The following is a 25,447-nucleotide window of genomic DNA, read 5'->3' as shown; positions in this document are numbered from 1 at the left end:
GCAACAAATGCGGACCAAACCAAGTAAAAAAACAGCATTAGAAGTTAAGTAACTTCTAACACTGTAAAATTGACTATCAACAGGATTTGACAGAGAGCCATTTAAATACTGTCAAAAAAGCCGGTCACAAATTGCGCGATCGTTTGCCGATCAAGCGCAACGTACTTCTCGCGGGCTTCTTTTCTTGCCGTGATCAACCCAGCTGCTTGCAGCAACTTGAAATGATATGAACCAGAGGATTTACTAATATGAACTGCTTTTCCCACCTCGCCACAAGCAACCTCATGGTCAGTATTTTTCAAATACTTAATAATATCAAGTCGCACCGGATCAGCCAACGCCTTGAAAATCGCGATCCTTTGCGCTTCTAATTGGTCTTTATTTTGTTTAGTCATCATACTTTGTATTCTACTAGAAAAAGGGGCGGTTGCAAGCAATAATGATCTCGGTAAGGCGGCATCGGCCTAAATTCTTATCCAACTAGTCACACATTTGCGCCGGTATTACTGAAATAATGATTATTTTAATCTTTGGCGTTCAGCCATTCATTAACTTTGGCGGTTGTATCTAATTTTTTCGCCGGCAAACCTTTTGTCATTGCAAGTAGCGCAAGCGTATTTTGCTCCCGTTCAGTTAATGCAAACGGCAAGCCGCCTTGGGCAACGATTCGTTTGAAGAATAGATTAATTGCTGTCGTTGACGTTAAACCAAGCGTTTTTAAAACCTGCTCTGTTTGCTCAGCTAATGAACGGTCGATCTGGACCTGGATTCGCTTTTTAGCGGTCACCTTCAAAGTAATATCACCTTTTATCGTCTAAATCAATATTGAAATGATTTTATCTACTATTTTGAAAAAAGTATTAACATCAACGTGTCAGTAAATTCAGAATCGATTTTACTGACATTAATGCTAAAACGATAGCGGCTTGGTCAAATCCCTAATTTTACTTTTAACGCCGCCGTCGCGACTTGCGAAACATTAATTTTTTGATCTTTGGCCAAACGATTCAAATACTCTGGTATCGTAATATTTTTACGCACTAGTTTGCCATACTTGCGTCTAAAAGCATCAATATCAACCGACACATATACCAATTGCTCATCAGTGGCCAGCTTAATATCCGCTGGCGCTGAAGCTTTTGGATAAACAGACACATCCGCTAAAAGATTGCCAATCAAGTCTTCCGCCATAACGATTGCATCCTTTAAATCGTTGCCCTGTGTGAACCCACCGGCAATATCTGGAACCTGAACAAATATATAATCCCCGTCTTTTGACAAAATGACTGGATAAACTAAAATATTTTTTGACATTTTTTCACCATCCTTATCGAAAGTACACTCAAAAAGTCTAGGACTTCTTTAACTTGGCTTCGCGTAAAATCGCATTTTCAAGACCTCTTCCCAATTCTTTTGCATGAATTGGAATCATAACCGTTATGTTGGTAACCGGATTGTACATCTTTAAGTGCGAAGAACCATTCTGTGACTTTTCGATAAAGCCGTTTTGTTTAAGCAATTTTATCAATTGCCGTGGCTTCATCGGCACTAAAAGCACCCCCACTCAATATCTATGGTCTTTATTATACACACTCAATACACACTTATCAAATTTTTAAACCACTGATTTTCATTAACAAAGAATATACTATCTTTACACCCCACACCTTGCAGTATACTTAAATTAGAAAATACCAAGTTAGTTTTTACTGTTAATTTAGCGTAAGCGTAGTTGAAAAAGCACTATAGGTTACTGAACAAGGAGTGACCCACCATGTTAACTGGCGTCAATCAGCCTCTCACCAAACAAGTTGCCCTGCTGGCGCACATTTTGCGGTTAAACCCTGCGCTATATGAACTGATCACGACCGTTGCCCAACTGAATCTGCCCAACCTATACGTTGGCGGTGGCAGCATCACCCAATCAGTTTGAAACACGCTTTTTCACCAAGCACCGGATTACGGCATCAGCGACGTTGATATTATGTATTACGACCCCGATTTAAGTGTTGCAAAAGAAGCCGCCACGCAAGCAAAAATTGCGCAACGGCTGGTCGGAAATCAATACAGTATTGACGTTAAAAATGAAGCGCGGGTCCATTTATGGTACGCACAACGCTTTGGCAAAACGATCACGCCCTATCGATCAACCGAAGATGCCATCAGCACTTGGCCGACGACCGCAACCGCGCTAGGCGTCTACGTTGACGAAAACGCGCAGTTGCAAGTCTTCGCCCCTTACGGCATGAATGATTTATTCATGGGCATCGTGCGCCCCAATAAAAAGCTGATCACGCCAAGCGTTTATCAAGCTAAAGTTCACAAATGGCGACAAAAATGGCCTGATTTGACGGTTGTGGATTGGTGATCACAACTGCACGTCGTGAATGATCCGCGCCACCACTTCACCTTGACTTAATTCCGCCGGCAGCAACTGTTCCTGCGGAATATTTAAGTAGTCGCGTTCCAGTCACCACTTTTGCATGACTTCAACACCAGAAACTGCCCTCGACGTCGCCTTTTTATTATTACAGCAACTTACTTCCAGCGCAAATGTCGCTAAGGTGAAGGCACGGATGGGCTTTAAAGTTTGAGGCTGCAAAGCCCCCGACTACCGTAAAATAGTCGGGGGCTTTGTGGTCAATTAAATTTTCCATTATCGCGCAAGCAAGCCCAGAATAAAGCTAAAAGCAACGCGCCACAACTAATGCCCAGTACGCTCAACGTACTGAATTTAATTTTATTGGGTTCGACTAATAGTGTCAGTGGATAATACGCTAACCGCCGGCTCATCCCAAAGACAATGTACAGGTAAGCCAAAACGACCGCTAAAAAACCAATGGCCGCATTTTGCGTCAAAATACCTAACACTGCGGAAATGGCGCCCCAGAAAAACGCCGCCGCTAGTCCAGCAACAATATAAACGGTGATCGACAGTGCCAAATTAAATTGATGCAAAAATACAGCCCAGCCGGTGGTCAATAATACCAGCAGCACTAAGTCACCACCAAACCGTAGACTTAAGATCTGTGCCGAATTAATTGGCCTACTCCGCAACAGTTCCGCAAAATCAGCCCCACTTTCCGGCAAACTGATCGTGCCAATTAAAATCAGGCCAACCAAACTAAAGTAGCATTCAGTCACCCTGGCAGCTTGAAAGAGATCGATCGCCTGAAAACTGACCATTGACGGCAATAATAATAACAGCACCACACACGCCAAAAGTTGCTTATTAAAAAGAATCTGCCACTGATAGCCTAGCAGCGCAAATAGTCGCCTAACGCCCATGAACGCCACCCTGCTTCCGCGCTTTGATCAATACCGCTAAGCCAAACAATCCGAGACTTAACCCAACGTACAATAACCGATTTAAATAGATACTGTGGCGCAAAGTAGCATATAACTGCCAATCATCTGATTCATTAAAGCGCAGCAATGGTGACCATTTAGTTAAGCCGGTGATATTGGTCGTTGCGATGATAAAAACGCCTAACGCCACACTGCTGATCATGGTGAGCAACGGCTGGAAAAATTGTGTCAACAGTAGCAATAGCGCCGCGACCCACATGATCGTCGGTAATACAAATAATGTGATCGTTTTGGCAAAAGCAAAATAGTCCACTTGCGCACCTAGAAAATGGCCCATATTAATTAACTGAATCGTGGGCAAAATGGCAAAGGCCAGCGTTAACAAAAATAAGGTACCCACTACCGCCAAATATTGATTACCTAAATAGCGCCACAGCGGCAGCGTGCGTATCGTCAGCACTTCCTGACAATTTTCTCGCGAACTTTTGGCATAATACAACGAGATCGGAAAAACACTTAGTAACACAATAATAATGCCCCAATAATCACTATACAGTCGGGCAAACGAGCGACTGACCTGATCGACCTTTAACTTTTGCTGGTAGGTCTTTAATGCGGCGTGGTAAGTTAACTTTTTGCCGCTGACAAAACTAGTCAAATTATCAGTTCGGTAAACGGAATGACCGCCAATAATCTGATCCACATGGGCCATACTTTTAACAAATTGTGAATAACTAGCTCGCCGCTGCCACTGTAAATCTTTTTCTGAAAATGAACGAATATTTTGTCCCGTCAACTGTTTAAATTCAGCACGAATTTTTTGCTTATCCGCTTTATTCAAATGAACCGTTTTTAAAAACAAGAAGGGATAGGTTTCAAAAGTATTATGCTGATATTCATACTGTAAATTAGCTAACGCGTTTTGCATTAATTGTCCGTGCGAGCGCTGCTGCGACTCACCATAATCAGAGCAGTTAGCTTGTGGCCGCATAAAATAGTTGGCCGAATCGTACTGTTCACCTGCTTTAGCCGCACTAATTTGTTGATTGACTGACGTTTGGTATTGCGTGTAGTAAAAGGCAAAACCGGCAAAGACGAAAGCAAAGAAAGTTAAACTTTTGATGAACAACCCCAGCTCAAACCTAAAAGCCTTCATCACTGCCACCTCGGATCAATGCTAAGTATTTCGTTTCTAACTCATCTGGATCAGCCGCAAAAGTAGCGGTTGGTCCGGCAAATGCAACTGTCCCACCTTCAAGGATCACCAATTGATCACTGATCCGGGCAATATCTTCCACAATATGCGTCGAAAAAATCACGATGCGCTGATCGCCTAATTCGCCGATCAAGCGGCGAAAATTATCCCGCTCTTCCGGATCAAGGCCGACAGTCGGTTCATCAATGATCAAGATCTTAGGTTCGTTTAACAAGGCTTGTGCAATGCCAACACGCTGCTTTAAACCGCCGGATAATTCTTTGATCTTATATTGGCGGTACTTGCCTAAATTTAAACGGATCAATAGCCGATCAATGCGTTGAGCTAGTGTCGCCGGCTCAAGCTCTGACAAAAGGCCGAGATAAGTTAACGCGTCAACCACGCGCATATTGCGGTAAATTTGGAAATTCTGGGGTAAGTAACCAATCATTTGGCGAACTTGGCGGACATTAGTCACCGGTGCCTGATCGATCATAACCAGCCCAGAACTCTGCCTTAACAATGTGGCAATAATTTTCATCAAGGTCGTTTTACCAGCGCCATTGCGCCCCAACAAACCGACTACGCCATTGGTCAACGTGAAATTTAATTGGTTCAGTACGGTCGTTCCTTTAAAACTTTTGGTGAGCTCACACACTTGAATGGTCGTCATTTTCGTGTGCCTCCTAAATCGGTGCGGACATCCAGCAGCCAACATAATAAAATCAAAATAATTTGCGTACTCATGGTCACAGCAAAGTCGGTTTGTAACATGACTAATAATAGGCTGCTTGCGATAACAACCAAGATCAGTAGCCGCTTCAATTGCCGTAATCTTTTTGCGTGGCGCTGCTGTTTTTCCCGCGCGGCCAGGCGGGCTTCACTTTCCAATTGTGCGACTTTATTCCACATACTGACCAAAAAATTGCGTTCATCGTTATTTTTCATTGGTCAAACAAACCTCCCTTACTTTTCCAGTGCCTGCTGCCAAAACGGCTCGTGCCGCAATTTCCAACGTAAACGACTACAACGGACCCGCGCGTTGCCGGCAGTAATCGTCATCAGTTGCGCAATTTCTTTAAACGTGAACCCATAATAGAACCGCAAAATTGCCAGCTGGTAATCAGTTGGAGTCAATTCTTGCTGCAACACCTGTAAATAATCGCTAGCGTTGACCTGCTCGAACGACAAGGTGAAATTATCAATATCGACGGTTGCCACTCTTTTGGTTTTGCGAATCCAATCGATTGCCTGATATTTAAGCGCTTTAAAAAGATAGAACTTAAATGACGCCACCGGATAAATCGCTTGCCGCTTAAAATAAATATTGGCAAAAACATTTTGCGTCAGATTCTGAGCGTAATCGCGATCATGGATCAACTTAGTCACGTAATTGATTGCCGGCAGGCGGTATTTGCGCACTAGCGTTTCAAAGGCCTGCTGATCATCGGCGCGCGCCACCAACTCAAACAGCACTTCATCACTTATCATCGCCCACCCCACCTTTCCCCAACTGATCACGGCCCTATACTTATAATACGAATTGCAATCGCAAAATGTTACAAGATTCAAAAATAAATTAAAACGTGCCCACACCTTAACCAAAACTTTACCCATATTTCTGTTTGTCTTCACACCTTCGCCGCCAAAATGTTGTACACTATGAACAACAAATTGAACCCATTGGAGCTGTTATGTATGGCAAATAATCATTTGGATTCATCTATGAGTCGTGAAGAATTGCGTCACCGCAAACAAGAACAACTAGCCGACGAACAGGTCGACGCAAAATTAAATAAACTACGCAAAAAGAAAAAGCGCCGCCGGCACCGTAAATTCTGGTTTGGTCTGATCGTACTTGTTTTGCTTATTGGCGCTTTTTTCATATGGCATCACTCGCGATCATCCCTAACTGGTTCCTGGGTGGCGATCAGTGATGATCAAGGCAAAACCTATTCCGCCGTAACGGACATCACTAAATTAAGCACATTAACTATAAAAAATGGTCAGTACACGTACACGCCTAATGACGAGCAAAGCAGCGCAACCACTGGGACATTTAGCGATAATGCCGCCAGTGATCAGGCCACCTTTGATTCTAACTCGGCTAGTTACACGCTTACCGCTGACAACGATCAAGTGACGTTTACCACCAATGGCTCGATTCCAGGCCTAGGCCGCAACACAACAATTACTTTTGTCCGTTATAATTCCAGTGAATATCAAGAAATTAAAACAAAAATCACCAGCGCAAGTGAAAGCCGTGCGGCGGCCGCTAGCAGTGCCAGTGTCGCCAGCAGCACCAGCGCTGCCGCTGAATCTAGTGCTGCAACTGATTCTAGTTCAAATAAACTAAGCAATGCACTTTCCAGCATCAAGGAAAAAATCACCAGCAATTCATCAACGGCCGACACCAGTAGCGCAGAATCGGCTGCGTCAAGTAGTACAGCAGAATCAACCGCCACCGATGATAGTAGCACGGGTACCAGTGTTTTCAATAATATCGAAGACCAAGTCCGTAGTTGGCTCAGTGGTTTAGGCGTTAACCCAAATTAATTATTGTATACAAATAAGCCTGCACAAAAGTAATTTCTGTGCAGGCTTATTTTTGTTTTAATTCAGGTTAGAGGCGGACTAATCAAACATTTTTTTAGCTGCTTTAGCCAAAGTCTTTAAATCTTTGTCATACCGCGGTGTTTTGACTAAATTAGCCATTGGGATACCTGCAAAATGATAGGCCGCAATTTCACCAGAACGGACAGCACTTTGCTCTGTAAAGATCATCTGGTAAGGTTGTTCCGCAAATTCACCAGTAAAGGCTAAGTTAGTGGCGTGTTGCGGAATTACTTTAGGCCGATCCGTTTTGGCACGATTATTAAATAATGCGGATGCGTATGGCATGTAGACTGGGATATTATTAATAATGCTAGCCATAATGGCATCCTGCTTGTCCCGAATATTACCAGGGCCTGGATCAACCTTGGACAACTGACCGATCAATTCTTCGGCCATTTCTTTACCAGTCATCTCAATGTAGGGTTTATCGACGAATTCGCCCCGCCGCCGCGGATACAGGAAATAGCCCCAAATGACGGTTTCATTTGGTTTTTGCGTAGTAAAATGCGGCTGATGATGAACTACGATCGACATATTAACATCTTTATGGCCTAAATTGGTGATCGGACTAGTTGAAATAAACGAATTCAGCGCATTACCTGGTACTTGTGTGGTGATCCGCGTAATTTCATTAAGCAATAAATGATCCTTAGTAGTCAATGTGAAGCTGACCCATTCGCTGGCATTGCGATCAGCGAAGAATTTGTCAGGATTACCTAGATTGTAAAAGCGCTGACTAGCCTTCTTCCAAAGACCTGCGGCAGCACCATAATCCATATTTTCCGGCGCTGGCGTATCAAAATCACCTAACGTCGCTGAATCAGTGATCGAACCATTGGTGAAAATAACCGCGGTTTCATCATCAACGGCGACTTGTTCGGTTTCACCAGTCTTTGTGTTGGTCATCTCCAAGCCAGTGACCGTGATCTCGTCTTGCATTGGCGTGTCTTTAAAGGTCCAATCCGTCACTAAACGATTCAGAACAATGTTACAGCCCTGATCGCGCAAGTAGTTGACCAACGGCAGCATAATGCTTTCATATTGATTGTAGCGCGTCCGGTTAACGCCAACCAAATGCTCGATCTGCGTAAATTCGTAAATCATTTGGTGCATATAACGCCGCAATTCCTGCGCCGAACTTTGAATTCTGAACGCAAAAGTCGTTTCCCACATGAACCAGAAATTAGTGCCAAAGAAATGCGGATCGTCACTAAAATACTGGGCAATGGTCACATTATCCAGCTTTTCTTCTTCTGAATCCGGCATGGCGATTAATTTGGTTAAATGTAAGCGATCAGCATTATTCAGTCCTAGATGACTACCATTAACGATCCCTTTGCCACCTTCGAGCAGGCGCGCCTTGTCAAAAGTACGGTGCTTAGCGTCAAAATCATAGGTATCTTCCGCCACCGTCATATTTTTCTCGGTTGCAGAAGGAATCCGATCCAATAGATCCATCAAGTCAACGTAGGTCCGATAATTTAACATCCGACCACCACGAGCCACATACCCACGGCGGTTTTCCATTGGATGATTTTTATTCCAGTATTCATCAGTTACAGTATCAGTCGGCGCGCCATCATTTGAACCATGATCATCTAACGAATAAAAGGTGATCTGATCACCACTCCAGTGACCCTCTTGAATCAAATAAACCGCGGCGGCCATATTAGCCAAGCCAGCACCAATCATAATTGCTTTATTTTTGCGCATATTTATTCCTCCAATCGTTAACTAGCGTGATTCGAATTCGTCATACAAATGACGATCATCTTCAAAGAATCCAGTCTTCTTAGCAAGGTACAAAACGCTGGCCGCAATTAGACCAACAGTAACACCGAAATAAACAGATTTCTTATTCATGTTGATGAACCCCTTTCAAGGACTTGGTAATTGAATCTTGCAAGTTAGCCGGAGGCGCGCAAAGCTAGGGCAGCAGATACCTTACCATTAGTTCTGACTCCTTCAACTATATTGTGCCTCTATTATAGACGCCTTAGCTAGAAAATCCAATTAATTTGGACACTTAGAGCAAGCTGTCCAGCGGTATTTGATCACCAAAATAGGCCATTAATAAGCACCACTTGACAATGCTTTGAAGTATAAGCCTTATTTTTGTTTTAATGATGATGAAATTTAGTTTTTCCAATTAAGAAATTCTTAGTCGCATCCGCTTAATGAAAATAGTCGCTGATAAGAAAATAATCTTTTCACCAAAACGATCACCTAATTTAGAGATCGGCAATAACATCATGGCGTAAACCAAGGTATACGCGTTTGAAATCCACTGCAGATCAGTAAAATTAGCCGTAAAACTTTTTGGATCGCAGGCAAAGCCACATTCACGGTCTATCCTTTATCCTGGTCATACTCCGCCATTTTCTTAAGCGTTAGCCGATTATGTTGCGGAACTTTGAGCTTACTATATTGGGCGATCAAGTAGGCCAGAATTTGCTCATCCGAAAAATAGAACTGGTGCCAGTCGGTGTAAGTAAACTTAACCTTTAATTCATGGGTTGACGTTAAGTGCAGAACAAGATTACGAAACGGCTCTTGCTTATACGCCACAAAGGTTGCCCGCAAATACGCCACGATCATCTGTAGGTCAGCTACTTCCTGATCAAACTTTGTTTTACTGATCAGGTGAACCTGGGGCAATAGACCATCAACGAAGGTCGTCGGCGCCACCACTGCACTGTAGTACAAATAAACCGAACTATTTTGGGCTGTAACGTCGGCAAAAAGGTACAGCTCATGCCACTTTTCTGGGATCAATTGAGCGGCACTGCGGACCAATTCCGCCAGCAACGTATCGATTTGTGTCGTCAATGGCATACTGTACGGTGTATTTAGATCTGCGTTCGGCGATTGCGTCAGCACCAAAATTCTAGCAGCAAGTGCGGTAGCGATTTGCACCCGCTGCACCCAACTTTCGTTGCCCGTTGCCAAACGGCGACAGTCGACCATGACAAGTAGCCGGTTTAAAGCCGCCTGATAATCTTTTTCCGGCGCCGCGTTATCATTGATCACCGCTAGGATCTGAGCCAGCAAGTCAGCCGCTTTTTCATGCTGGGCTTGCTGTAACAACGGATTAAGTGCCTGCAATTCAGCGATCAAAGTCGTATTCACTTGTTCCACACGTTGTTGTTCAACCCGCGATGGCCCCTTAATGTTCAATCTGGCCTTGATGGCGCGCAGACTATACCAATGAGTGCTGTGTACCAACTGTTTAGTTCTATCGGGGAACCAAAGAAGTAACTGGCGCCGCACCCGCTGATAAATTTGCCATTTTGCAACTAAGCTTAACGACTCCTCTTGGTACGGCGGCGCCCATCCGGTGATCCGACTGCTGTCAAACCAGAGCTGCGGCTGCCGGAAATCAAGCGCAACGGCTAACGTGCGCGCCCCGACGGTGTATTCAAGCTGATAGAAATGGGGAATTGTGATCTGGTAATCGGCCCGCTGTAATTTTTTAAGCAATTGACTGATTTTATCAATGTCACCTAAATAAGTTGCTTGGGAAATCATTGTTGCGTCCACAAACTGACGCACTAAACTAGACCAATTAAACACAATTGCCGCCACCGAACCATTTTGAGCGGCAGTTAGCGTTGCTGTGAGTGCCGCTGTTAAATCATCCACCGGCGCCGCAAAGCCCTGTGGATAATTTTCTTTGGCTAACCCATTTAAGGCCTGATAACAAAACTTGCTCAGCCGCTTCATTCTATTTTTTCTGTACAAGGCAATTAGATCCGGTCGCCGCAAAATCAGCGTCAGGAGCGGGATCACAGCACACACGCTGAATAACACGACGCCGGTATTAGCCGCAAACCCAACAATTTTTAAACCATTCAGTAAATACGCCGGTAGCGTTACTTTGACTAGCTTGGCTAGCGCAGTGATCGTCACCCCCAACAGGCCCAGTCCCATAACGCTATCCATGATCAACCAGGTGCGTTTGATCCGGCCCGCACTGAGCAAGCAGTAGAACAAACAAAACGAATAACCTTGAACGATAATGCAAAGCGGCGCCAGCACGAAACTTTCCGCAAACAGGTAACCAGACAACGCCGAATACTTGGCTGTAGCCGCAATAGAGGCCACTGTCTGCACACCAATTGCCAGCAACCAAGGAAAGGCAAAATTAATACCAAATAAGTACCACCTTAACCAGGCCTTACTACTGGCACCAGCCGAGTCAGGACGAAAATAAAAACTGACGCCACCTAGTCCAATCACTAATAGGCCTAAAAATAGCCACAGTAGCGCCGGACCAAACCAAAATTCAAACGCTACGCCGCAGATTAAAAATAAACTGACACCGATCAAAGTCAGGCCGTAAGTCACACTAAATTTCCCTAATTTTGTCATTTTGCCCGCCCATCATTAAGCCCATAGAAAAACACCATCGCCTGCACCATTAAAAAAGTCAGGCCGCTTAAAATAAATGCCGTAACTAATTGATGGTCTACCACCCACCGCAACCGTTGCTTGATCATCCCAATTGGCTCCCTATGTCGTTAATTACTAATTAAGAACTTTTATTAACTTATTTTGATAAAGCTAATTTTACCCTAACCAAACACTGACGCCAAGAAACAATTACTAACCTACTATATTTCTTTCTAAACCCGCTTGACAAATGCCCAAATCCGCGTTAAATTATAGCCACATGATAAATCAATGAGTAAATTAAACGCTGTGATAAGAAAAGTATAATTGTATTCACCAATTAAGCGAGCGTCGTTTGGTGCAAGGACGTCAAGGTGCAACAATTAGAAAATCATCTTTGAGCGATGGATGCGAAGTTTGAGCGTTCATTGGGGGCTCCCATTATCGAGCTAGGGTATTTCGTACCAATTGGTGCTTGTACCCGAAAAGGCTGTTTTCGTGAGAAAATGGCAAATCAAGGTGGTAACGCGTTTATTAACGTCCTTATCTGAAATTAATTTTTCAGATTGGGGCGTTTTTTGTTTATCACGATCAGCCCTGCGCAGGCTGATCGTCGCCAAAGCTAAAGTCGACTTAGCAATGGCAACACTCATGATTTAAGCGTGGATCAACAGACGCTTAGCCTTTGAACCACATTTTGACAACCAACAAAATTTAAGGAGTGCTGCTTATGTTAGAGGAACGTAAACTCACTAAACGCGATTATTTCGTGGTTAGTTCAATGCTTTTTGGTCTATTCTTTGGTGCTGGGAATTTAATTTTTCCCTTACATTTAGGACAGTTAGCGGGGCAGAATTGGGTGCCTGCCGCGTTAGGTTTCTTAGTCACTGGTGTGTTATTGCCCTTATTATCTGTTTTAGCGATCAGTATCACCCGTTCCGAAGGGGTTTATGATGTTGGCCGGCCTTTAGGTCCAGTATTCGCGCTATTATTTATGATCTTGATCCACGGCACCATCGGCCCGCTTTTCGGTACACCGCGGACGGCCACCGTTTCTTATACAGTCGGTTTAGCGCCACTGGTACCGAAAAACTTGCAAACGGTTGGTTTATTAGTTTTCTCGGCTGTTTTCTTCGGTTTAGCCCTTTTCTTCTCATTAGAGGAAAGCAAAATCGTAGGCAATGTGGGTAAATTATTAAACCCAGTTTTCTTAGTCTTATTGGCGGGTGTTTTCTTCTTGGCTTTCAGCTCACCACTAGGTCATGCTGGTGTTCAACACGCCACTGCCGCTTACACTTCTGGTTCATTTGTCAATGGCTTCCTACAAGGTTACAACACCATGGATGCCTTGGCCGGTCTAGCCTTTGGGGTCACTGTCGTTACTGCCGTGCGCTCACTAGGTAAGAAACGGGCTAGTGGTGTCGCACTAGTCACTGCCCGTGCCGGCGTCTTCGCCATGGCCATGATTGCTGTGATCTACGTTGGCCTGATCTTCGTTGGGGCTATGTCACTCGGCAAATTCAAGCTTTCTGCGAATGGCGGCGTGGCTTTTGACCAAATCGTCAACCACTATATGGGTGTCGCCGGTCAAGCTATCTTAGCCACTTTGATCACCGTCACCTGTTTGACCACTGCTATCGGTTTAGTCGCTGCTTTTGCCCAAGATTTTCACAAACATTTTCCTAAAGTCAGCTACCGCACTTGGTTAGTGTTAACCACCTTAGCTTCATTTCTAACAGCTAACGTCGGTCTAAATCAGATCATTGCTTGGTCAACACCGATGTTGATGTTCTTGTACCCACTGGCCATGGTTCTGATCTTATTATCCGTTGCCTCACCACTATTTCACAAAGATCCAGTTGTCTACAAATTTGTGGTTTTATTCACTGTTGTGCCCGCATTTTTTGACATGGTCACTGCTTTCCCAGCAGTTGTCAGTCAAAGTAGCTTCGGCAAAACAATGACTGGCTTCGAGCAGGCCTACTTACCATTTGCCAGCTATGGCCTAGCTTGGCTGGTGCCAGCATTAGTCGGTGCCGTATTAGGGGTAGCCGTTCACGTCTTTAAACGTGCCGGCGCGCATAACACCGTTTCCCAAACCAAGTAAAAATTAAAATCAGTGCCACCGGCCACATTTAGGCTTGGTGGCATTTTTGATCGGCTTAACTCAAAAAAGCAACCTCTGCTGACTAACCAGAAGTTGCTTTTTTGATACTGCTAAAAACTGTCTTTATTCCCATAAGCCATAAAAGCGCCACCAGCTGGGCCAGCGCGTTTGCCGATCTCGGCCAGATCACGGATCAGGCGTTCCTGCTCCTTGGTCAAACCTAAATAACCCACCGTTCCCGTAGAATAGATCATATTGACCAAACGACTATAAAGCGGCTCAATATTAGCCACCTCATCCGTTTTATTGTAGGCCTTCAACAACGCCGCCCGAATATCCGCGATTTCCGGTGTCTTATTACTACCTAAACTATTGTACAACTCATGGATCGTTTGCTTTGCTTGTGCTTTATCTGGTTTCATTTCCCGATTCCTCCTTGTATTTATTTTGCAATCTACTTAATTTAATGGGCCAAATGTAAAATGCGTTGCGATCAGCCCATAACCTAAATTAAATTCGCTTAACTGCTTTTGACTGAGATCGTGCAAACTATCTTTGACGTAGGTGTATAGCAGGCGATTATTTGCCGGCAGTGTCATCGGTACCATGTAATTTTGCCGATAATTTGCAAAAATATTGGCGCAAACCTGGAGCGGTGCAATTCCAGAATTTAGTTCTTGCGCGCGCTGTAGCAGCGCTTGTTTGTATTTTACCGGTTGATCACTTAAATCTTCAGCATAAGCCGCATCGATCAGCGCGAATAATTTTTGTGCGTCATTTTCCATGATTTTCCCCATCAAACTTGTGTTTTTGCGCCATTCTAATTAATTTTTAACGAAGTCGCTTGTCCCGTTTTAGACTACCACCAAAAAACGCCAATCCCAGCATTAACTCTTCAATAACAAACTCAATCCAGCTCTGTTTAAAAATAATTGTTATTACCAAAATGACCATCAAGGCAATTGCTAATACAGCATCTTTTGTTCCAATTGGCAAATTTACCAATCCATTCTCCTCCTAAATTACACACCTTAATCTTCATTTTCAAACGAACAACTGGATCGTCGCAAAAATGTTAACCAACTGATGACTCATGATCGATGTTCCGATATTTTTAGTTCGTATAAATAAATAACCATAACCCAATCCAGCAACTAAGTTAATTGGATCGAATGGATTGCCGTTATGTAAGTAGGCAAATATTAAGCTGGAGACGGCTAAACCAATCACCCATGAGTGACCGATCTGACTAATGAATTGCAATATTAAACCACGAAATAGCAACTCTTCCAATATTGGCCCAGTCAAATTAATTGTAATAAACGTGACTAAAAATTTTAATTTATTATGGCTTAGAAAATGTTGTGCAATAAACTGATTACTGCCATGATCGCCTGGAAAAATTAAGCTTAGACAAATTGCACTAAACGTCAAAAGTACCGCTAATAAAACCGCCCACAGTCCCATTTGTAACGTAAACTGTTCATTTACTAAATTTAAATCAAGTTGCTGGCTTAATTTCCATAAAATTCGACTTAGTATGAGAAAAATAATAACCATGTAAAAAAATGTCCAAAAACCAACTGTCTTAAACATCAAGCTTGCGCCATTTAATTGAATAACGAATCCTAATACAAATAATCCCACACCAATAATGGTATTGATCAATATATTTTTAACTTTCAATAACCCCATCTAATTTCACTTAATGCCATCAGCGCTTTCAACCGCGTCTCATTATCAGCGTCGACTACAATATTATTTTCCCGCATCACTTTGGCGATTGCAACGTTCATTCGACTCAAAATGTACGGAATCGACTGACCTTGCGCCGCTATTTCTTGATGAAATTGAAACAATAACTGCTTTAACGGTAATTCATTATCACTGTTTAAATGATTGATCAGCTCAGCTAAAAGCTCAACCGCCTGCTTGCCTCGTTCTGTACCACCCGCGTACCATTTCACTACGCACCACCTCCCAAATTAAAAGCCTGACCAAGCCTGTGGCGTGGTCACGTACCGCAATAATTTCAACAAAACGGTTGGTGTGCGCATACTGTGTAGCCGCGTATACCGACTGATCAACGGTTGGAACTGATTTTTATCATCGTAAAAGACTTGGCCTTGAACCGCCGCCGTCCGCATTTGGCGTAAAATAGCGACCAATTCAATATCTGCACAGATCGTTGTATCCGCCAACGCCTGATCGATCAATTGGATCACCCGTTGGTCGTTTGCCGGCTTAGTCATTTATCGCACCTCCATAATTAGCATAAAATACCCGGCGCCTGGTTGCACAAATTATTTATTAACGTCGGAAAATGGCCGATTATCGTTGTGTAGTAACCGGCGCCGCAACTGGCCTTCTTTACGAAACGATACTTCGCATTGACTGCCATCTTGCATCGTTACCAAGCGCTGCTTAATATCATAAGCTGCGACTTGGGCAGGATTGATCAGCCAGCTTTTGTGGCAGCGAAATAATTGCGGGTACTTAGTCGCCAGCTGATTTAGATTGCCGGCGTATTCAACCATGCCGTTTATATAATGCACCTCGATTTTACCGGGATGCCCGGCCACAGTCACAATGTAAAGCACATCGGCCAACGGCAGCGTACGCAAACGTGAACCGATTTGGTAGCTAAAGTATTGCGTTGAAGTCACTAACTGTTTCTGATAGCGCTGATAAGCCACTTTAATATCGCCGCGCATTTTTTCCGCCACCGTAGCCGCACCACGATCTTTTAAAATATAATCTAGCGGCTCCACTTTGCGTTCAAAAGTCAAAAAGGCCATTTCTGAATGGGTGGTCACAAAAACGATTTCGGCAAAATTCAGTCGCGCGCGAATTTGTTCGGCCACCTGTAAACCATCCAGCGTCGCATTAGTCAACTCGATATCGAGGAAAAATAAAGCTGGCTGGTCGGTCAACTGCTGCAATAACACTTGTGGATCAGCGGTCGCCAACATTACTTTCATATCCAGCCCTTCAATAAAAAGGTAACTGTCAATCAATTGCTGATAAACTTGGCGTTGCTGCTGATCATCTTCCAAAATATAAACTTGTAACATGCCGCTCACTCCCCAATTAAACTAACTACAACCCGATATTCGCCGGCAGTTTGACTGATCGTCAAGGCCATATTCGGTGTTTGATCAATAATTTGCTTGACCGTCACCAGGCCCGCCCCATGGTCGCCACCTTTAGTGGTATAAGTATCCTTAAACAGCTGGGCCAACGGTAACGCCGTTGGCAGTGTATTCTGGATCACGATTTCCTGTTCATTGGCATCAAGCTGAATGTAGGCGATACGGATCACGCCCCGCTCCTGTTGCCGTGCTGCCTCTAGTGCGTTATCAAATAAAATTCCCAGCACGCGCACCAATTTGACAATATCCACTGGCACGGTGGTGATCGGTTCACGGACTTCCAAATGGGTGGCGATATTTAGCTGACGGGCAGTCGCTAATTTATGATAGGTCAAGCTACGCAAAGCCGGTAACTGCAATTGTTCGAGCCCATCAAACCGCAGATTATCGGTTGCCAACGTTTGATTAGTTTGCGCCACGATTTTTTGATAGTAGGTCTTTAATTCCGGCTCAGCCGTTTGCTCAATATAACCACTTAACGACAATAAAATATTTTGATAATCATGCTTAAATTTGCGTAATTGCTGATAATTGGCCGCTAATTCATTGGTATATTTAGCCAAATTAGCCTGTGCTTGCGCCGCTGCCTTTTGCTTTAAACTGATCTGATAAGTACGAATAAAGTAGACCATCACAACAACGGTGGCGCCGATAAAAAACGCGGTAAATAAAATAAGTAACCACTGGAAAAAGACCGCAATATCCAGCACATCGGCGGTAAATTGAATAAACTGAAAGGCCAAGAAGATCGTTAAAGCAAAGTTGATAACGATCTTAAGCAACGCGGGTTGAACCAAATTAGTGTTTTTAAAAGTTGTTACTCTAGCTTCAACCAATGGATAGCCCATAAGCAAAATTAAATAAAACAGTGCATTAATAGCCGTTGTTAAAACGATATTCGGCCAGGATAAGGTCAGTTCTTTAAAAACCAGATGACCAATAAAAGTACTGCAATTAGCAAGCACCATATCGTTGGATAAAATAAAAATAAATACCAACGTATTAAAAGAAAGCCACTTACGGCGTCGTATAAGCCGGTATAACCCAAAAACTAACAAAAAAACCGATTGAATCAAATCAACCATAAAGCCGCCGACCCACGCCCCAATAACTGCTAAAATAAAAAATAAAAGCAATCGCGACTTCTGTTTAACGATCCGACTATATAGCAGAAATAGTAGGAAATTACTCACCGTATCCGACACCACAATTTGCGTCACAGTTCCTGTGTACATGCCGTAAAAATCCCCCTTGACCCCAACTTACTATATTTATCATACCATACGCACTTTTTTGTAAAAAAAAAGCCGCCACAATTGTGACAACTCTGTGTTAGCTTAATTAGGAAAATAAATCTACAGCCTGCCCCTGCTTAGTTAACCCAGCACTGGTCGCAAACTTACCTAACTGCTGCTGCAACGCGATCCGTGCCTGCAACTCGTTGAAGATCTCGCTGTACATAACGCTGGCCAGCTGCTGTGCCGCCGACTGCGGTGCTGTGCTCAATGCAAACGGCGCACTTCCCGCCAACCAATCATTGTACGTGATCACCGTTTTGAAGGCATCCACAACATCGACCGACGACACTGGCTCTACCTGATAAAAAGGCTGTTTGTTCGTCAGATCGATCATCAAATGACCGATGATCGTTGCCTTAATATTAGGTTGTTCATCCTTCAACTGTTTCAAATAATAGAATAGCTTATCTGTAGCCTGGAAACCAGCATTGCCAACTGGTTGCATCACGACCACATAGTCGGTGCTAGCCAAGCAATTATCCATCACCGTTGCAAACTGAGCATCAGTATCCAATAAAATATAATCATACTGAGCGCGTAAGGCTGCCAACAATGCCGGCATTAATTTCGATGCCCGCGTTGTTTTTGTCGTGGCCTCGGCTTCCATTGCCCGATCAAAATAAGCCTCTAATTCTGCTGTACCAGCAATTAAATCTAATTGCGGCGTTAATTGGGTCACCACGGTAGCCAGATTTTTAACCGCCAAACCTGTTAATAAATTAGCTTTAGGAGCAACACCAAAGCGTTCTCCGCAAATTTTTGTTGCCTGCAAGGTTGACGTCGCGTCGATTATTAAGACACGTTGTTTAAATAATTGTTCAGCCGCCAATGCCGTCATAACAGTGGCGGTGGTTTTGCCAGTCCCAACCTTTGAGCCTGCGAACATAACCACTTGCCCCATAGAATCACCCGCTTTAAATGTTTTAAATCCATTTTCATTATAACTTAAATGCGTGATCCTGACAGTACCTAATTATTTTTCTGTTCTAAAGTTAATAATGCTGTTTTCATCGTTAATCCGCCGCGATAACCTCCCAGGCCACCATCCTTACGTAAAACACGGTGACAAGGTGCAACAATCAGTAATGGATTTTTACCGACTGCACTGGCCACCGCGCGAATTGCCTGCGGGTAACCGGCCTGCTGGGCTAATGTACTGTAAGTCAGCGTTGTGCCATAGGGAATCGCAACCAATGCCTGCCAGACTGCCTGTTGCAGTGCAGTTGCCTGTGGCCAGGCCAGCGATAACGTAAAACTAGTCCGTTGCCCAGAAAAATATTCGGTTAGTTGCGTGGCTGCCGCCATCGTTTGCGTTGTCGCTGGTAATAATCGTGCTTGTGGATAGAAATGGCTCAATTCGGTTAATGGTTGATCCCAACCGCCAACAAAACACAAACCCTGCGCGGTTGCGCCTAAATAATAAGAATGCTGCGCAATCGTGTTGCGACTGTAATAGATCGTCAGCATGGTGCCACCTCCAATGTTTTAACTTGGCTTCAGTATAACAGAAAGCCAACGCTAAAAACTTCACTATCTTGCTTTTCAATTCAAAACACTCGAATTCAGCGCGACTTTTGCGTATGATAGTCATTGAAAGGTGGTGGTCAGCATGACCCAATACCGCTTAACTGCCCAGCGTTGGCAGGCGATCCAAAACAATGATCCCCGTGCTGACCGGCAATTCTTCTATGCCGTCACCAGCACTGGTATTTTTTGTCGGCCTTCTTGTGCATCGCGGCTACCTAAACGGCAGCATGTGCGCATTTTCAAAACCAGCACACAAGCTCTAAGCGCTGGTTTTCGTCCGTGTAAACGTTGCTGCCCTACCGGTACACCATTAAGTGACGCGGCATGGTGTGCCGAAATTAAGCAGATCATTGATCACAATTATGCCCGTAATTTAACCTTGACTGAATTGGCACAGCTTGCCCATGGTGCTCCTTATTATTTGCACCACAAATTTACTATGGTTACCGGGCTGACACCACAACAATACCTGACCCAAGTTCGCTTACAACACGCCAAAGTACTATTGCGCACTACCACGTTAACGATCAAAACGATCGCCGCAAACTGTGGCTGGCCTAACCCCAACTATTTTAGCACCTTATTCAAGCGGACAACCGACGTCACACCAAGCCAATATCGTAGCGAGAAGGATTGTCATGCAACTAACGATTAAACAACTCTATCAAACAATGTATACCGAAATGGGTCCCCAAGGCTGGTGGCCAGCTGATTCTAAATGGGAAATTATTCTCGGCGCAATTTTGGTCCAAAATACCAATTGGCGTAACGTTGTCCCCGCGCTGAAGCAATTACAAGCGACCACTGCCTTTGACCCCGCCAAGCTTCACGCCTTAAGCGTCGCCCAACTAGCGCCGTTGATCCATTCTAGCGGTTTCTACCATAATAAAAGTAAAGCGATCGCCGCCGTTTTTACGTGGCTAGCGCAATTTGATTATGACCTAACTGCAATTAAACAAACTCGCGGCCCTCACTTACGCCATGATCTACTGCAATTACAAGGAATCGGTGCCGAAACCGCCGACGTTTTGCTTGTCTATATTTTTGATGTCCCCACCTTTATTGCCGACAACTACGCCCGCCGTTTGTGCCGGCAATTAGGCGTAACCACCAACAACTATCAGCAACTCTACCACCTAATTCAGCTCCCAGCGGATTTCACGGCGGCACAGGCCCAAGAATTTCACGGTTTGATCGACGAATTCGGCAAACTTTATTTACAAAATACCGCCGCCTGGTCCCAAAGCTTTTTGGCCGGTGCCCAGTTAATAACGATAAATAACACGTAACCGTTAATAGGTAACTATTTGGTCATACGGAATAACGCACCGCTGCTTATAGATTGATCAGCACAATAAAAAGCTTAGTCTGATTTCACACTAAGCTTTCCTTTAATTATGTTATGAAAATTTATTTGGCAACTATCCCGCCTTTAAAACGCGCGAAGAACCAATAAATACCCTCAACTAATCATGTAATACAGTTGCAAACCGGCCAGCCCAAATATGTGCGTGGTGGGCATTGATTTGTGCCGCTGTCAAAGTCGGTGTATCGCAGGTGCCAAACGCACCTTGCATAATGCTCAGGTGATAACCTAAATGAAAGGCCACCCGCAATGTCGTGTCGATACAAAATTCCGTTTGGCAACCGCAAAGCTCCAAGTCAGTCAGTCCCTGTGCGGTCAGCACCTGTTGCAAATTGGTTTGATAAAATGAATCTGGGTGTGCCTTATGGACAATCGGTTCACCTTGGTAGTCTAATTCAGGTGCCAATTGCCAAGCTACGCTGCCCATGATCATTTCTGGTTCGTGGTGCTGAATGAAAATAATCGGTTTGCGTCGCTGCCGATATAAGGCGATTCGCTGATTAACTTTCGCCACAACCGCCGCAAAATTGGCCACATCGTGTAACCCATTTTGCATATCGATCACTAATAATGCTTGTGCCATTTATTCACCTCCATAATAGGCTCAGTATAACAAAAAGCACCTACCTTTGCAGATAAGTGCTTTCAAGCCTATAGCGTTGATTCCACAACATGCGTTTCATCAGCAAAAACTGCTTCATCCAATGTGCCACCGCGCTTAGCAGTGATCACACCCGCTAAAATACTATCATTGACGTTAGTCAAAGTCCGTGCCATATCAACGATTGGATCAATGGCGATCAAAACGCCTAATACCGCGATCGGTAAATTCAAAGTTCCCAAAACGATCAAAGTTGAGAAAATTGAACCCCCACCGACACCAGCGACCCCGAAAGAAGCCAATGTGACCACCGCAATGATCGTCAAAATATATTGGATCGAGAAAACATTAATGCCTACTGTCGGTGCAATGATCGTTGCGATCATCGCTGGGTAAACCCCAGCACAACCGTTTTGGCCGATCGTCAAACCGAAACTTGCAGCAAAGTTAGCCGTTGGTGTGTCCACGCCTAATGATTTCGTTTGAATCTCAACGTTTAACGGTAAGGTTCCGGCACTGGTCCGCGAAGTAAATGCAAAAATCAGTGCGGGCCAAGCTTTTCGATAAGGTAAATAACTGGGTTGATATGGTGCGCTAACAAAATTAGCGTATGTAAAAGTAAAACAACGATCAACGCAACATAGGCCGCAACAATAAAGACGCCTAAATTAGCGATCAAAGCGATGCTATCCGTGGCCGTCGCCTTCGTCATCAGGGCAAAGATCCCATAAGGCGTTAATTGCAAAACTAAATGAACTAGCCGACTGACAAGTTGATGAATGGCCTCAAAACCTTTGGCAAAAACAGTGGCTTCTGCCGGATGGTCTTTGCGGATACCCAGAAAAGCAACGCCGACAAAAGCAGAAAAGATCACGACAGCAATCGTACTAGTTGCCCGTGTCCCAGCAAAGTCGGCAAAAATGTTGCTAGGCAAAAAGCTAACGATCTGTTGTGGAATGCTTAAACCGGTGACTTGGGTTTGGTGTTCCTTTAAAATCGCCAAGTTAGCTTTGCTGGCAGTGGCTTTAACAAAGTCGGCGCCTTGCAAATGAAATAAGAAAACACTGAAAACGCCTAATAGTGCGGCAATTGCAGTGGTTGCTAACAAAGTGACTAACACCGTTGTCCCGATTCGCCGAATATTAGTGGATAATTTTAATTTAATAAAGGCCCCGACTAATGAAACGAAAATCAGTGGTGTGATCAACATTTGCAGCAACGCAACATAACCACCACCGACAATATTCAACCAATCAATTGCGTTGGTCACGATTTTACTAGTGGCCCCAAAGGATAATTGCAAAATCAGGCCGAAGACGATTCCTAAGCCTAACGCCAGAAAAACTTGGCGGGAAAATTTGACGCGCCGCCGCTGTAGAACATATAAACCACCTAAAATAATACCTGCAATAATAACGGTTAAAACAGTTAAACTTGTTGCCATGAAAATCCCTCCTAAATAATGACACACCCCTTAATGGTGCGTTTACAGATCAAATGATTTACTTGCGGCCACATCACACCGGCCATTGCGCACCACCTCCTTATTATTTAGCCAACAAAAAAACGCGCTCGCCCCTGGATCAGAAAATCCAGGGACGAACGCGTTCGTGTTACCACCCTTATTTGTCACTATTTCACAATAGCCACCTCAAACAGTACGGCACTGAGCATAAACGATCAGTGATTATACTGGGCAAATTATCGCTTGCGACTCGAAATAGTGGCGTCAACCACTATTTAGCTCAGAGCTCATCTTCAGTTATTGGGTTTTTATGCGCTCCCATCAATCGCACTTGCTGGAAAAAACCGCTTAACTTACTCTTCTCTTCAACACCACTTATTAAATTAACATTAATTATTGATCTATTTTAGGTAACTGTCAACCCTATTTATTAATTTTTCTTAAACTATACCTGAACTAAGTCGTGCCAATACATTAACCGTGCCTACCTCCGTCCAAAGCCAATTCAAATTTCCGACTTTTGGCCGAAGCGTTTAAATCGTCAAATTCGTTAAAATATGGTATAACCTTTAGTAATTTAGTGAATGGAGGACCTGTGTATGAGCACTGTAACTTCGCGTCGACTGCTCAATTTGATTTCCTTAGCCGGCTTGATCATTTCAGTCTGGTTCACGATTTATTGCTTCCATCTAGGTGTATTTAGAAATACTACAGCGTTACAAGCCTTAGTTAGCCGTGCGGCAATATTTGGCCCATTACTATTTATTGGCTTACAAATCATACAAGTTGTTATTCCGATCATCCCTGGTGGTATCAGTTTAGCAGCAGGTGTCCTGATTTTTGGCCCAATTGAGGGCTTCATCTATAATTACATCGGGATCGTCATTGGTTCAGTGATCGCCTTTTCCCTTGGCCGGCGCTTCGGTAAACCGCTGATTCACCATTTGGTCAGCCAAAAAACTTATGACCGTTATATTGGCTGGCTAGACAATCAAAATCGTTTCACCAAACTATTTGCGCTTGCGATTTTCTTACCGGTTGCGCCAGATGACGTTCTCTGTCTATTAGCCGGTTTAACTAAAATGTCACTTAAAACCTTTACAATAATTATTCTACTCGGTAAGCCGGCCACCATTTTGGCTTATAGCTACGCTTTAGTTTACGGCGGTATGTTTCTCAGTCACATCATCTAAAAAAGACGTTGCCCCAAAATTGGGACAACGTCTTTTTTAGATTTTAATGCGCTTGTACAAAAGCGGTTAAACGTTCAACAGCTTTGTGCAGATTTTCCATGCTGGCCGCATAACTGATCCGTACATAGCCTTCCCCACCGGCACCAAAGGAAATACCAGGAATCAATGCTAACTTTTGTGTTTGCGCTAATTCACGAACAAAGGTCCATGAATCTTGCGGACAATTAGCGGGAATTTTAGCGAATAAATAGAAGGCCCCATCAGGTCGAGCCATTTCAAAACCTAAAGGCTGCAATTCCTTAATCAAGTAATCGCGTCGCGCAATATATTCTTTAGCCATAACTTGGCTATCAGCCTTGCCGTTAGTCATTGCCTCCAAAGCCGCGTACTGCACGATCGTAGTTGGCGCTGTAACCATGTATTGATGTGCCTTAGTCATTTCATCAGTAACCTGTTTAGGTGCGAGCAAAAAGCCGACCCGCCAGCCAGTCATCGCGTGCGATTTAGACAATCCGTTAACAACGATCACTTGATCAGGAATGAAGTTGGCCAACGATTCATGGGGTTCGCTATATGACAATTCGGCATAGACTTCATCACTGACCACCCACAATTGGTACTTCTTAATCACCTGAGCTAGTCCTGCTAATTCAGTATGATTATACGTTACCCCAGTTGGATTATTCGGGTAGTTCAAAACGATTGCCTTAACCGTTTTATCACCTTGCGCCTTGATTGTTGCCTCTAGTCGCTCTGGAGTAAGCACAAATCCATCAGCACTAGTATCAATGAAAACAACTTGACCATGATTTAATAAGGTATCAGGAATATAAATTGGAAAAATCGGCGTCGGAATAATGACCACGTCGTCAGGATTAACGATCGTTTGAATTGCCGTGGCAATCCCTTCAGTAGCACCAACAGTGGTGATCACATTTTCAGCTTGGTAGTGCCAGTTAAATTTTTCATTGTAGTAAGCGGCGGCGGCTTCCCGCAAAGCCGGAATCCCTGGATTTGGCGTATAGTGTGATTGGTTGTCTTCGATTGCTTTGATGGCCGCCTGTTTAACATGCTCAGGCGTATTAAAGTCAGGTTCCCCTAACGTTAATTTGACCATTCCTGGCACTTGACTCACTTCATTGTCGAACTGGCGAATATCTGAGACCGCAATTTTTTTAACAACCTGATTAAAATCTTCCCGCAAAATACTCCCTACTTTCTTAATT

31 protein-coding genes, 3 pseudogenes and 1 other annotated feature are annotated in these 25,447 nt (G+C 43.9%); of the genes and pseudogenes, 7 read left to right on the top strand and 27 right to left on the bottom strand.

Translation table 11 applies throughout. The features are described from left to right. Positions 1–101: 101 nt before the first annotated feature. The 4 genes from FFM78_RS10560 to FFM78_RS10545 all read right to left on the bottom strand — a co-directional run bounded on the left by FFM78_RS10560 (position 102) and on the right by FFM78_RS10545 (position 1,549). Positions 102–398 (bottom strand): ArsR/SmtB family transcription factor, encoded by a 297-nt coding sequence (locus FFM78_RS10560; RefSeq protein WP_137638385.1) that lies wholly within the window; start codon positions 396–398, stop codon positions 102–104. Positions 399–523: 125 nt separating this feature from the next. Beyond that, positions 524–793 (bottom strand): type II toxin-antitoxin system RelB/DinJ family antitoxin, encoded by a 270-nt coding sequence (locus tag FFM78_RS10555; RefSeq protein ID WP_137638384.1) that lies wholly within the window; start codon positions 791–793, stop codon positions 524–526. 137 nt (positions 794–930) lie between these two features. Continuing rightward, positions 931–1,314 carry a type II toxin-antitoxin system HicB family antitoxin gene (locus tag FFM78_RS10550; RefSeq protein ID WP_137638383.1) on the bottom strand — a complete coding sequence of 128 codons (384 nt, stop codon included), beginning with the start codon at positions 1,312–1,314 and terminating at the stop codon, positions 931–933. 37 nt (positions 1,315–1,351) lie between these two features. Next, positions 1,352–1,549: a type II toxin-antitoxin system HicA family toxin gene (locus FFM78_RS10545; RefSeq protein WP_137638382.1), complete on the bottom strand. Its 198-nt coding sequence runs from the start codon at positions 1,547–1,549 to the stop codon at positions 1,352–1,354. A gap of 225 nt (positions 1,550–1,774) precedes the next feature. Between FFM78_RS10545 and FFM78_RS14000 the strand changes: the two genes are divergently transcribed. Both FFM78_RS14000 and FFM78_RS10540 read left to right on the top strand, forming a co-directional pair. Then, positions 1,775–1,933 carry a hypothetical protein gene (locus FFM78_RS14000; RefSeq protein ID WP_223877056.1) on the top strand — a complete coding sequence of 53 codons (159 nt, stop codon included), beginning with the start codon at positions 1,775–1,777 and terminating at the stop codon, positions 1,931–1,933. Between the two features lie 12 nt (positions 1,934–1,945). Continuing rightward, positions 1,946–2,368: pseudogene (locus tag FFM78_RS10540) on the top strand (nucleotidyltransferase family protein); the annotation flags it as partial. A gap of 272 nt (positions 2,369–2,640) precedes the next feature. Here FFM78_RS10540 and FFM78_RS10535 read toward each other — a convergent pair. From FFM78_RS10535 to FFM78_RS10515, 5 genes are read right to left on the bottom strand one after another with little or no spacing between them, the layout of a single operon-like run. Continuing rightward, the gene (locus tag FFM78_RS10535) at positions 2,641–3,288 is read right to left on the bottom strand and encodes a hypothetical protein (protein WP_137638381.1); all 648 of its coding nucleotides are present in this window, start codon (positions 3,286–3,288) and stop codon (positions 2,641–2,643) included. Beyond that, a complete protein-coding gene (locus FFM78_RS10530; RefSeq protein WP_137638380.1) occupies positions 3,278–4,465 on the bottom strand; it encodes a hypothetical protein in 1,188 nt (395 codons plus the stop codon). The genes FFM78_RS10535 and FFM78_RS10530 overlap by 11 nt, the downstream gene beginning before the upstream one ends. Continuing rightward, complete coding sequence (locus tag FFM78_RS10525) at positions 4,452–5,177, bottom strand: ATP-binding cassette domain-containing protein (protein WP_171001879.1); 726 nt, start codon at positions 5,175–5,177, stop codon at positions 4,452–4,454. Before FFM78_RS10525 ends, FFM78_RS10530 begins: the two co-directional genes overlap by 14 nt. Next, positions 5,174–5,452 carry a hypothetical protein gene (locus tag FFM78_RS10520; protein ID WP_137638378.1) on the bottom strand — a complete coding sequence of 93 codons (279 nt, stop codon included), beginning with the start codon at positions 5,450–5,452 and terminating at the stop codon, positions 5,174–5,176. Before FFM78_RS10520 ends, FFM78_RS10525 begins: the two co-directional genes overlap by 4 nt. An 18-nt stretch (positions 5,453–5,470) precedes the next feature. Further along, positions 5,471–5,995: an RNA polymerase sigma factor gene (locus FFM78_RS10515; protein ID WP_171001878.1), complete on the bottom strand. Its 525-nt coding sequence runs from the start codon at positions 5,993–5,995 to the stop codon at positions 5,471–5,473. A 207-nt stretch (positions 5,996–6,202) separates the two neighbouring features. On the opposite strand from FFM78_RS10515, the gene FFM78_RS10510 reads away from it, so the two are divergent. Then, positions 6,203–7,060, top strand: coding sequence for a hypothetical protein (locus FFM78_RS10510; protein WP_137638376.1), 858 nt, complete (start codon positions 6,203–6,205; stop codon positions 7,058–7,060). Between the two features lie 78 nt (positions 7,061–7,138). On the opposite strand, the gene FFM78_RS10505 is transcribed toward FFM78_RS10510, so the two are convergent. The 5 genes and pseudogenes from FFM78_RS10505 to FFM78_RS14100 all read right to left on the bottom strand — a co-directional run bounded on the left by FFM78_RS10505 (position 7,139) and on the right by FFM78_RS14100 (position 11,619). Continuing rightward, on the bottom strand, positions 7,139–8,833 hold the full coding sequence (locus FFM78_RS10505) for an oleate hydratase (RefSeq protein WP_137638375.1): 1,695 nt from the start codon (positions 8,831–8,833) through the stop codon (positions 7,139–7,141). 21 nt (positions 8,834–8,854) lie between these two features. After that, entirely contained in the window at positions 8,855–8,983 is a 129-nt protein-coding gene (locus FFM78_RS10500) for a methanol dehydrogenase (protein WP_137638374.1), read from the bottom strand. A gap of 319 nt (positions 8,984–9,302) precedes the next feature. Next, positions 9,303–9,466, bottom strand: a pseudogene (locus FFM78_RS13995) (MFS transporter); the annotation flags it as partial. A gap of 3 nt (positions 9,467–9,469) precedes the next feature. Beyond that, positions 9,470–11,491: an immunity protein YezG family protein gene (locus tag FFM78_RS10490; protein WP_137638373.1), complete on the bottom strand. Its 2,022-nt coding sequence runs from the start codon at positions 11,489–11,491 to the stop codon at positions 9,470–9,472. Further along, positions 11,488–11,619 carry a hypothetical protein gene (locus tag FFM78_RS14100; RefSeq protein WP_263390753.1) on the bottom strand — a complete coding sequence of 44 codons (132 nt, stop codon included), beginning with the start codon at positions 11,617–11,619 and terminating at the stop codon, positions 11,488–11,490. Before FFM78_RS14100 ends, FFM78_RS10490 begins: the two co-directional genes overlap by 4 nt. Before the next feature lie 193 nt (positions 11,620–11,812). Further along, positions 11,813–12,060, top strand: a binding site (T-box leader). Positions 12,061–12,242: 182 nt separating this feature from the next. On the opposite strand from FFM78_RS14100, the gene brnQ reads away from it, so the two are divergent. After that, positions 12,243–13,619: a branched-chain amino acid transport system II carrier protein gene (brnQ, locus tag FFM78_RS10480; RefSeq protein WP_137638371.1), complete on the top strand. Its 1,377-nt coding sequence runs from the start codon at positions 12,243–12,245 to the stop codon at positions 13,617–13,619. 110 nt (positions 13,620–13,729) lie between these two features. On the opposite strand, the gene FFM78_RS10475 is transcribed toward brnQ, so the two are convergent. From FFM78_RS10475 to FFM78_RS10430, 10 genes are all read right to left on the bottom strand, one after another. Continuing rightward, positions 13,730–14,041: a bacteriocin immunity protein gene (locus tag FFM78_RS10475; RefSeq protein ID WP_137638370.1), complete on the bottom strand. Its 312-nt coding sequence runs from the start codon at positions 14,039–14,041 to the stop codon at positions 13,730–13,732. A gap of 36 nt (positions 14,042–14,077) precedes the next feature. Next, positions 14,078–14,404: a bacteriocin immunity family protein gene (locus FFM78_RS10470; protein ID WP_137638369.1), complete on the bottom strand. Its 327-nt coding sequence runs from the start codon at positions 14,402–14,404 to the stop codon at positions 14,078–14,080. Positions 14,405–14,450: 46 nt separating this feature from the next. Continuing rightward, positions 14,451–14,624, bottom strand: coding sequence for a DNA helicase UvrB (locus tag FFM78_RS10465; protein ID WP_137638368.1), 174 nt, complete (start codon positions 14,622–14,624; stop codon positions 14,451–14,453). A 39-nt stretch (positions 14,625–14,663) separates the two neighbouring features. After that, the gene (locus tag FFM78_RS10460) at positions 14,664–15,314 is read right to left on the bottom strand and encodes a CPBP family intramembrane glutamic endopeptidase (RefSeq protein ID WP_137638367.1); all 651 of its coding nucleotides are present in this window, start codon (positions 15,312–15,314) and stop codon (positions 14,664–14,666) included. Beyond that, entirely contained in the window at positions 15,302–15,586 is a 285-nt protein-coding gene (locus FFM78_RS10455; protein ID WP_137638366.1) for a bacteriocin immunity family protein, read from the bottom strand. Before FFM78_RS10455 ends, FFM78_RS10460 begins: the two co-directional genes overlap by 13 nt. An 18-nt stretch (positions 15,587–15,604) precedes the next feature. After that, positions 15,605–15,871 carry a bacteriocin immunity protein gene (locus FFM78_RS10450; protein WP_137638365.1) on the bottom strand — a complete coding sequence of 89 codons (267 nt, stop codon included), beginning with the start codon at positions 15,869–15,871 and terminating at the stop codon, positions 15,605–15,607. A gap of 51 nt (positions 15,872–15,922) precedes the next feature. Then, on the bottom strand, positions 15,923–16,693 hold the full coding sequence (locus FFM78_RS10445) for a LytR/AlgR family response regulator transcription factor (RefSeq protein ID WP_137638364.1): 771 nt from the start codon (positions 16,691–16,693) through the stop codon (positions 15,923–15,925). A 5-nt stretch (positions 16,694–16,698) separates the two neighbouring features. Beyond that, positions 16,699–18,006, bottom strand: coding sequence for a sensor histidine kinase (locus FFM78_RS10440; RefSeq protein ID WP_137638363.1), 1,308 nt, complete (start codon positions 18,004–18,006; stop codon positions 16,699–16,701). Between the two features lie 106 nt (positions 18,007–18,112). After that, positions 18,113–18,970, bottom strand: a complete 858-nt coding sequence (locus tag FFM78_RS10435) for a ParA family protein (protein WP_137638362.1) — start codon at positions 18,968–18,970, stop codon at positions 18,113–18,115. Positions 18,971–19,038: 68 nt separating this feature from the next. Continuing rightward, the gene (locus FFM78_RS10430; protein WP_373280666.1) at positions 19,039–19,533 is read right to left on the bottom strand and encodes a methylated-DNA--[protein]-cysteine S-methyltransferase; all 495 of its coding nucleotides are present in this window, start codon (positions 19,531–19,533) and stop codon (positions 19,039–19,041) included. A gap of 145 nt (positions 19,534–19,678) precedes the next feature. Here FFM78_RS10430 and FFM78_RS10425 point away from each other — a divergent pair, with 145 nt between their 5' ends. Beyond that, the gene (locus FFM78_RS10425) at positions 19,679–20,251 is read left to right on the top strand and encodes a bifunctional transcriptional activator/DNA repair enzyme AdaA (RefSeq protein ID WP_137638360.1); all 573 of its coding nucleotides are present in this window, start codon (positions 19,679–19,681) and stop codon (positions 20,249–20,251) included. Then, positions 20,235–20,885: an endonuclease III domain-containing protein gene (locus tag FFM78_RS10420; RefSeq protein ID WP_137638359.1), complete on the top strand. Its 651-nt coding sequence runs from the start codon at positions 20,235–20,237 to the stop codon at positions 20,883–20,885. Before FFM78_RS10425 ends, FFM78_RS10420 begins: the two co-directional genes overlap by 17 nt. Before the next feature lie 177 nt (positions 20,886–21,062). Here FFM78_RS10420 and FFM78_RS10415 read toward each other — a convergent pair whose 3' ends face one another. Together FFM78_RS10415 and FFM78_RS10410 are read right to left on the bottom strand one after the other, a co-directional pair. Further along, on the bottom strand, positions 21,063–21,545 hold the full coding sequence (locus FFM78_RS10415) for a cysteine hydrolase family protein (RefSeq protein ID WP_137638358.1): 483 nt from the start codon (positions 21,543–21,545) through the stop codon (positions 21,063–21,065). Positions 21,546–21,613: 68 nt separating this feature from the next. Continuing rightward, a pseudogene (locus tag FFM78_RS10410) lies at positions 21,614–23,007 on the bottom strand (L-cystine transporter). A 620-nt stretch (positions 23,008–23,627) separates the two neighbouring features. Between FFM78_RS10410 and FFM78_RS10405 the strand changes: the two are divergent. Beyond that, entirely contained in the window at positions 23,628–24,221 is a 594-nt protein-coding gene (locus tag FFM78_RS10405) for a TVP38/TMEM64 family protein (protein WP_137638357.1), read from the top strand. Positions 24,222–24,264: 43 nt separating this feature from the next. On the opposite strand, the gene FFM78_RS10400 is transcribed toward FFM78_RS10405, so the two are convergent. Further along, positions 24,265–25,425, bottom strand: a complete 1,161-nt coding sequence (locus tag FFM78_RS10400) for a pyridoxal phosphate-dependent aminotransferase (RefSeq protein ID WP_137638356.1) — start codon at positions 25,423–25,425, stop codon at positions 24,265–24,267. Between the last annotated feature and the right edge of the window lie 22 nt (positions 25,426–25,447).

Source organism: Loigolactobacillus binensis (genome assembly GCF_005405165.1).
GTDB classification, from domain to species: Bacteria; Bacillota; Bacilli; order Lactobacillales; family Lactobacillaceae; genus Loigolactobacillus; species Loigolactobacillus binensis.
The sequence above is the reverse complement of the archived record's forward strand: the minus strand, read 5'-3'. Positions and strand labels throughout refer to the sequence as shown.

Excerpts from the sequence above, each read along its gene's own strand:
- FFM78_RS10560 (WP_137638385.1), bottom strand. The coding sequence starts at position 398 with ATGATGACTAAACAAAATAAAGACCAATTAGAAGCGCAAAGGATCGCG.
- FFM78_RS10550 (WP_137638383.1), bottom strand. The coding sequence starts at position 1,314 with ATGTCAAAAAATATTTTAGTTTATCCAGTCATTTTGTCAAAAGACGGG.
- FFM78_RS14000 (WP_223877056.1), top strand. The coding sequence starts at position 1,775 with ATGTTAACTGGCGTCAATCAGCCTCTCACCAAACAAGTTGCCCTGCTG.
- FFM78_RS10535 (WP_137638381.1), bottom strand. The coding sequence starts at position 3,288 with ATGGGCGTTAGGCGACTATTTGCGCTGCTAGGCTATCAGTGGCAGATT.
- FFM78_RS10530 (WP_137638380.1), bottom strand. The coding sequence starts at position 4,465 with ATGAAGGCTTTTAGGTTTGAGCTGGGGTTGTTCATCAAAAGTTTAACT.
- FFM78_RS10525 (WP_171001879.1), bottom strand. The coding sequence starts at position 5,177 with ATGACGACCATTCAAGTGTGTGAGCTCACCAAAAGTTTTAAAGGAACG.
- FFM78_RS10520 (WP_137638378.1), bottom strand. The coding sequence starts at position 5,452 with ATGAAAAATAACGATGAACGCAATTTTTTGGTCAGTATGTGGAATAAA.
- FFM78_RS10515 (WP_171001878.1), bottom strand. The coding sequence starts at position 5,995 with ATGATAAGTGATGAAGTGCTGTTTGAGTTGGTGGCGCGCGCCGATGAT.
- FFM78_RS10510 (WP_137638376.1), top strand. The coding sequence starts at position 6,203 with ATGGCAAATAATCATTTGGATTCATCTATGAGTCGTGAAGAATTGCGT.
- FFM78_RS10505 (WP_137638375.1), bottom strand. The coding sequence starts at position 8,833 with ATGCGCAAAAATAAAGCAATTATGATTGGTGCTGGCTTGGCTAATATG.
- FFM78_RS10500 (WP_137638374.1), bottom strand. The coding sequence starts at position 8,983 with ATGAATAAGAAATCTGTTTATTTCGGTGTTACTGTTGGTCTAATTGCG.
- FFM78_RS10490 (WP_137638373.1), bottom strand. The coding sequence starts at position 11,491 with ATGACAAAATTAGGGAAATTTAGTGTGACTTACGGCCTGACTTTGATC.
- FFM78_RS14100 (WP_263390753.1), bottom strand. The coding sequence starts at position 11,619 with ATGATCAAGCAACGGTTGCGGTGGGTGGTAGACCATCAATTAGTTACG.
- brnQ (WP_137638371.1), top strand. The coding sequence starts at position 12,243 with ATGTTAGAGGAACGTAAACTCACTAAACGCGATTATTTCGTGGTTAGT.
- FFM78_RS10475 (WP_137638370.1), bottom strand. The coding sequence starts at position 14,041 with ATGAAACCAGATAAAGCACAAGCAAAGCAAACGATCCATGAGTTGTAC.
- FFM78_RS10470 (WP_137638369.1), bottom strand. The coding sequence starts at position 14,404 with ATGGAAAATGACGCACAAAAATTATTCGCGCTGATCGATGCGGCTTAT.
- FFM78_RS10460 (WP_137638367.1), bottom strand. The coding sequence starts at position 15,314 with ATGGGGTTATTGAAAGTTAAAAATATATTGATCAATACCATTATTGGT.
- FFM78_RS10450 (WP_137638365.1), bottom strand. The coding sequence starts at position 15,871 with ATGACTAAGCCGGCAAACGACCAACGGGTGATCCAATTGATCGATCAG.
- FFM78_RS10445 (WP_137638364.1), bottom strand. The coding sequence starts at position 16,693 with ATGTTACAAGTTTATATTTTGGAAGATGATCAGCAGCAACGCCAAGTT.
- FFM78_RS10440 (WP_137638363.1), bottom strand. The coding sequence starts at position 18,006 with ATGTACACAGGAACTGTGACGCAAATTGTGGTGTCGGATACGGTGAGT.
- FFM78_RS10435 (WP_137638362.1), bottom strand. The coding sequence starts at position 18,970 with ATGGGGCAAGTGGTTATGTTCGCAGGCTCAAAGGTTGGGACTGGCAAA.
- FFM78_RS10425 (WP_137638360.1), top strand. The coding sequence starts at position 19,679 with ATGACCCAATACCGCTTAACTGCCCAGCGTTGGCAGGCGATCCAAAAC.
- FFM78_RS10420 (WP_137638359.1), top strand. The coding sequence starts at position 20,235 with ATGCAACTAACGATTAAACAACTCTATCAAACAATGTATACCGAAATG.
- FFM78_RS10415 (WP_137638358.1), bottom strand. The coding sequence starts at position 21,545 with ATGGCACAAGCATTATTAGTGATCGATATGCAAAATGGGTTACACGAT.
- FFM78_RS10405 (WP_137638357.1), top strand. The coding sequence starts at position 23,628 with ATGAGCACTGTAACTTCGCGTCGACTGCTCAATTTGATTTCCTTAGCC.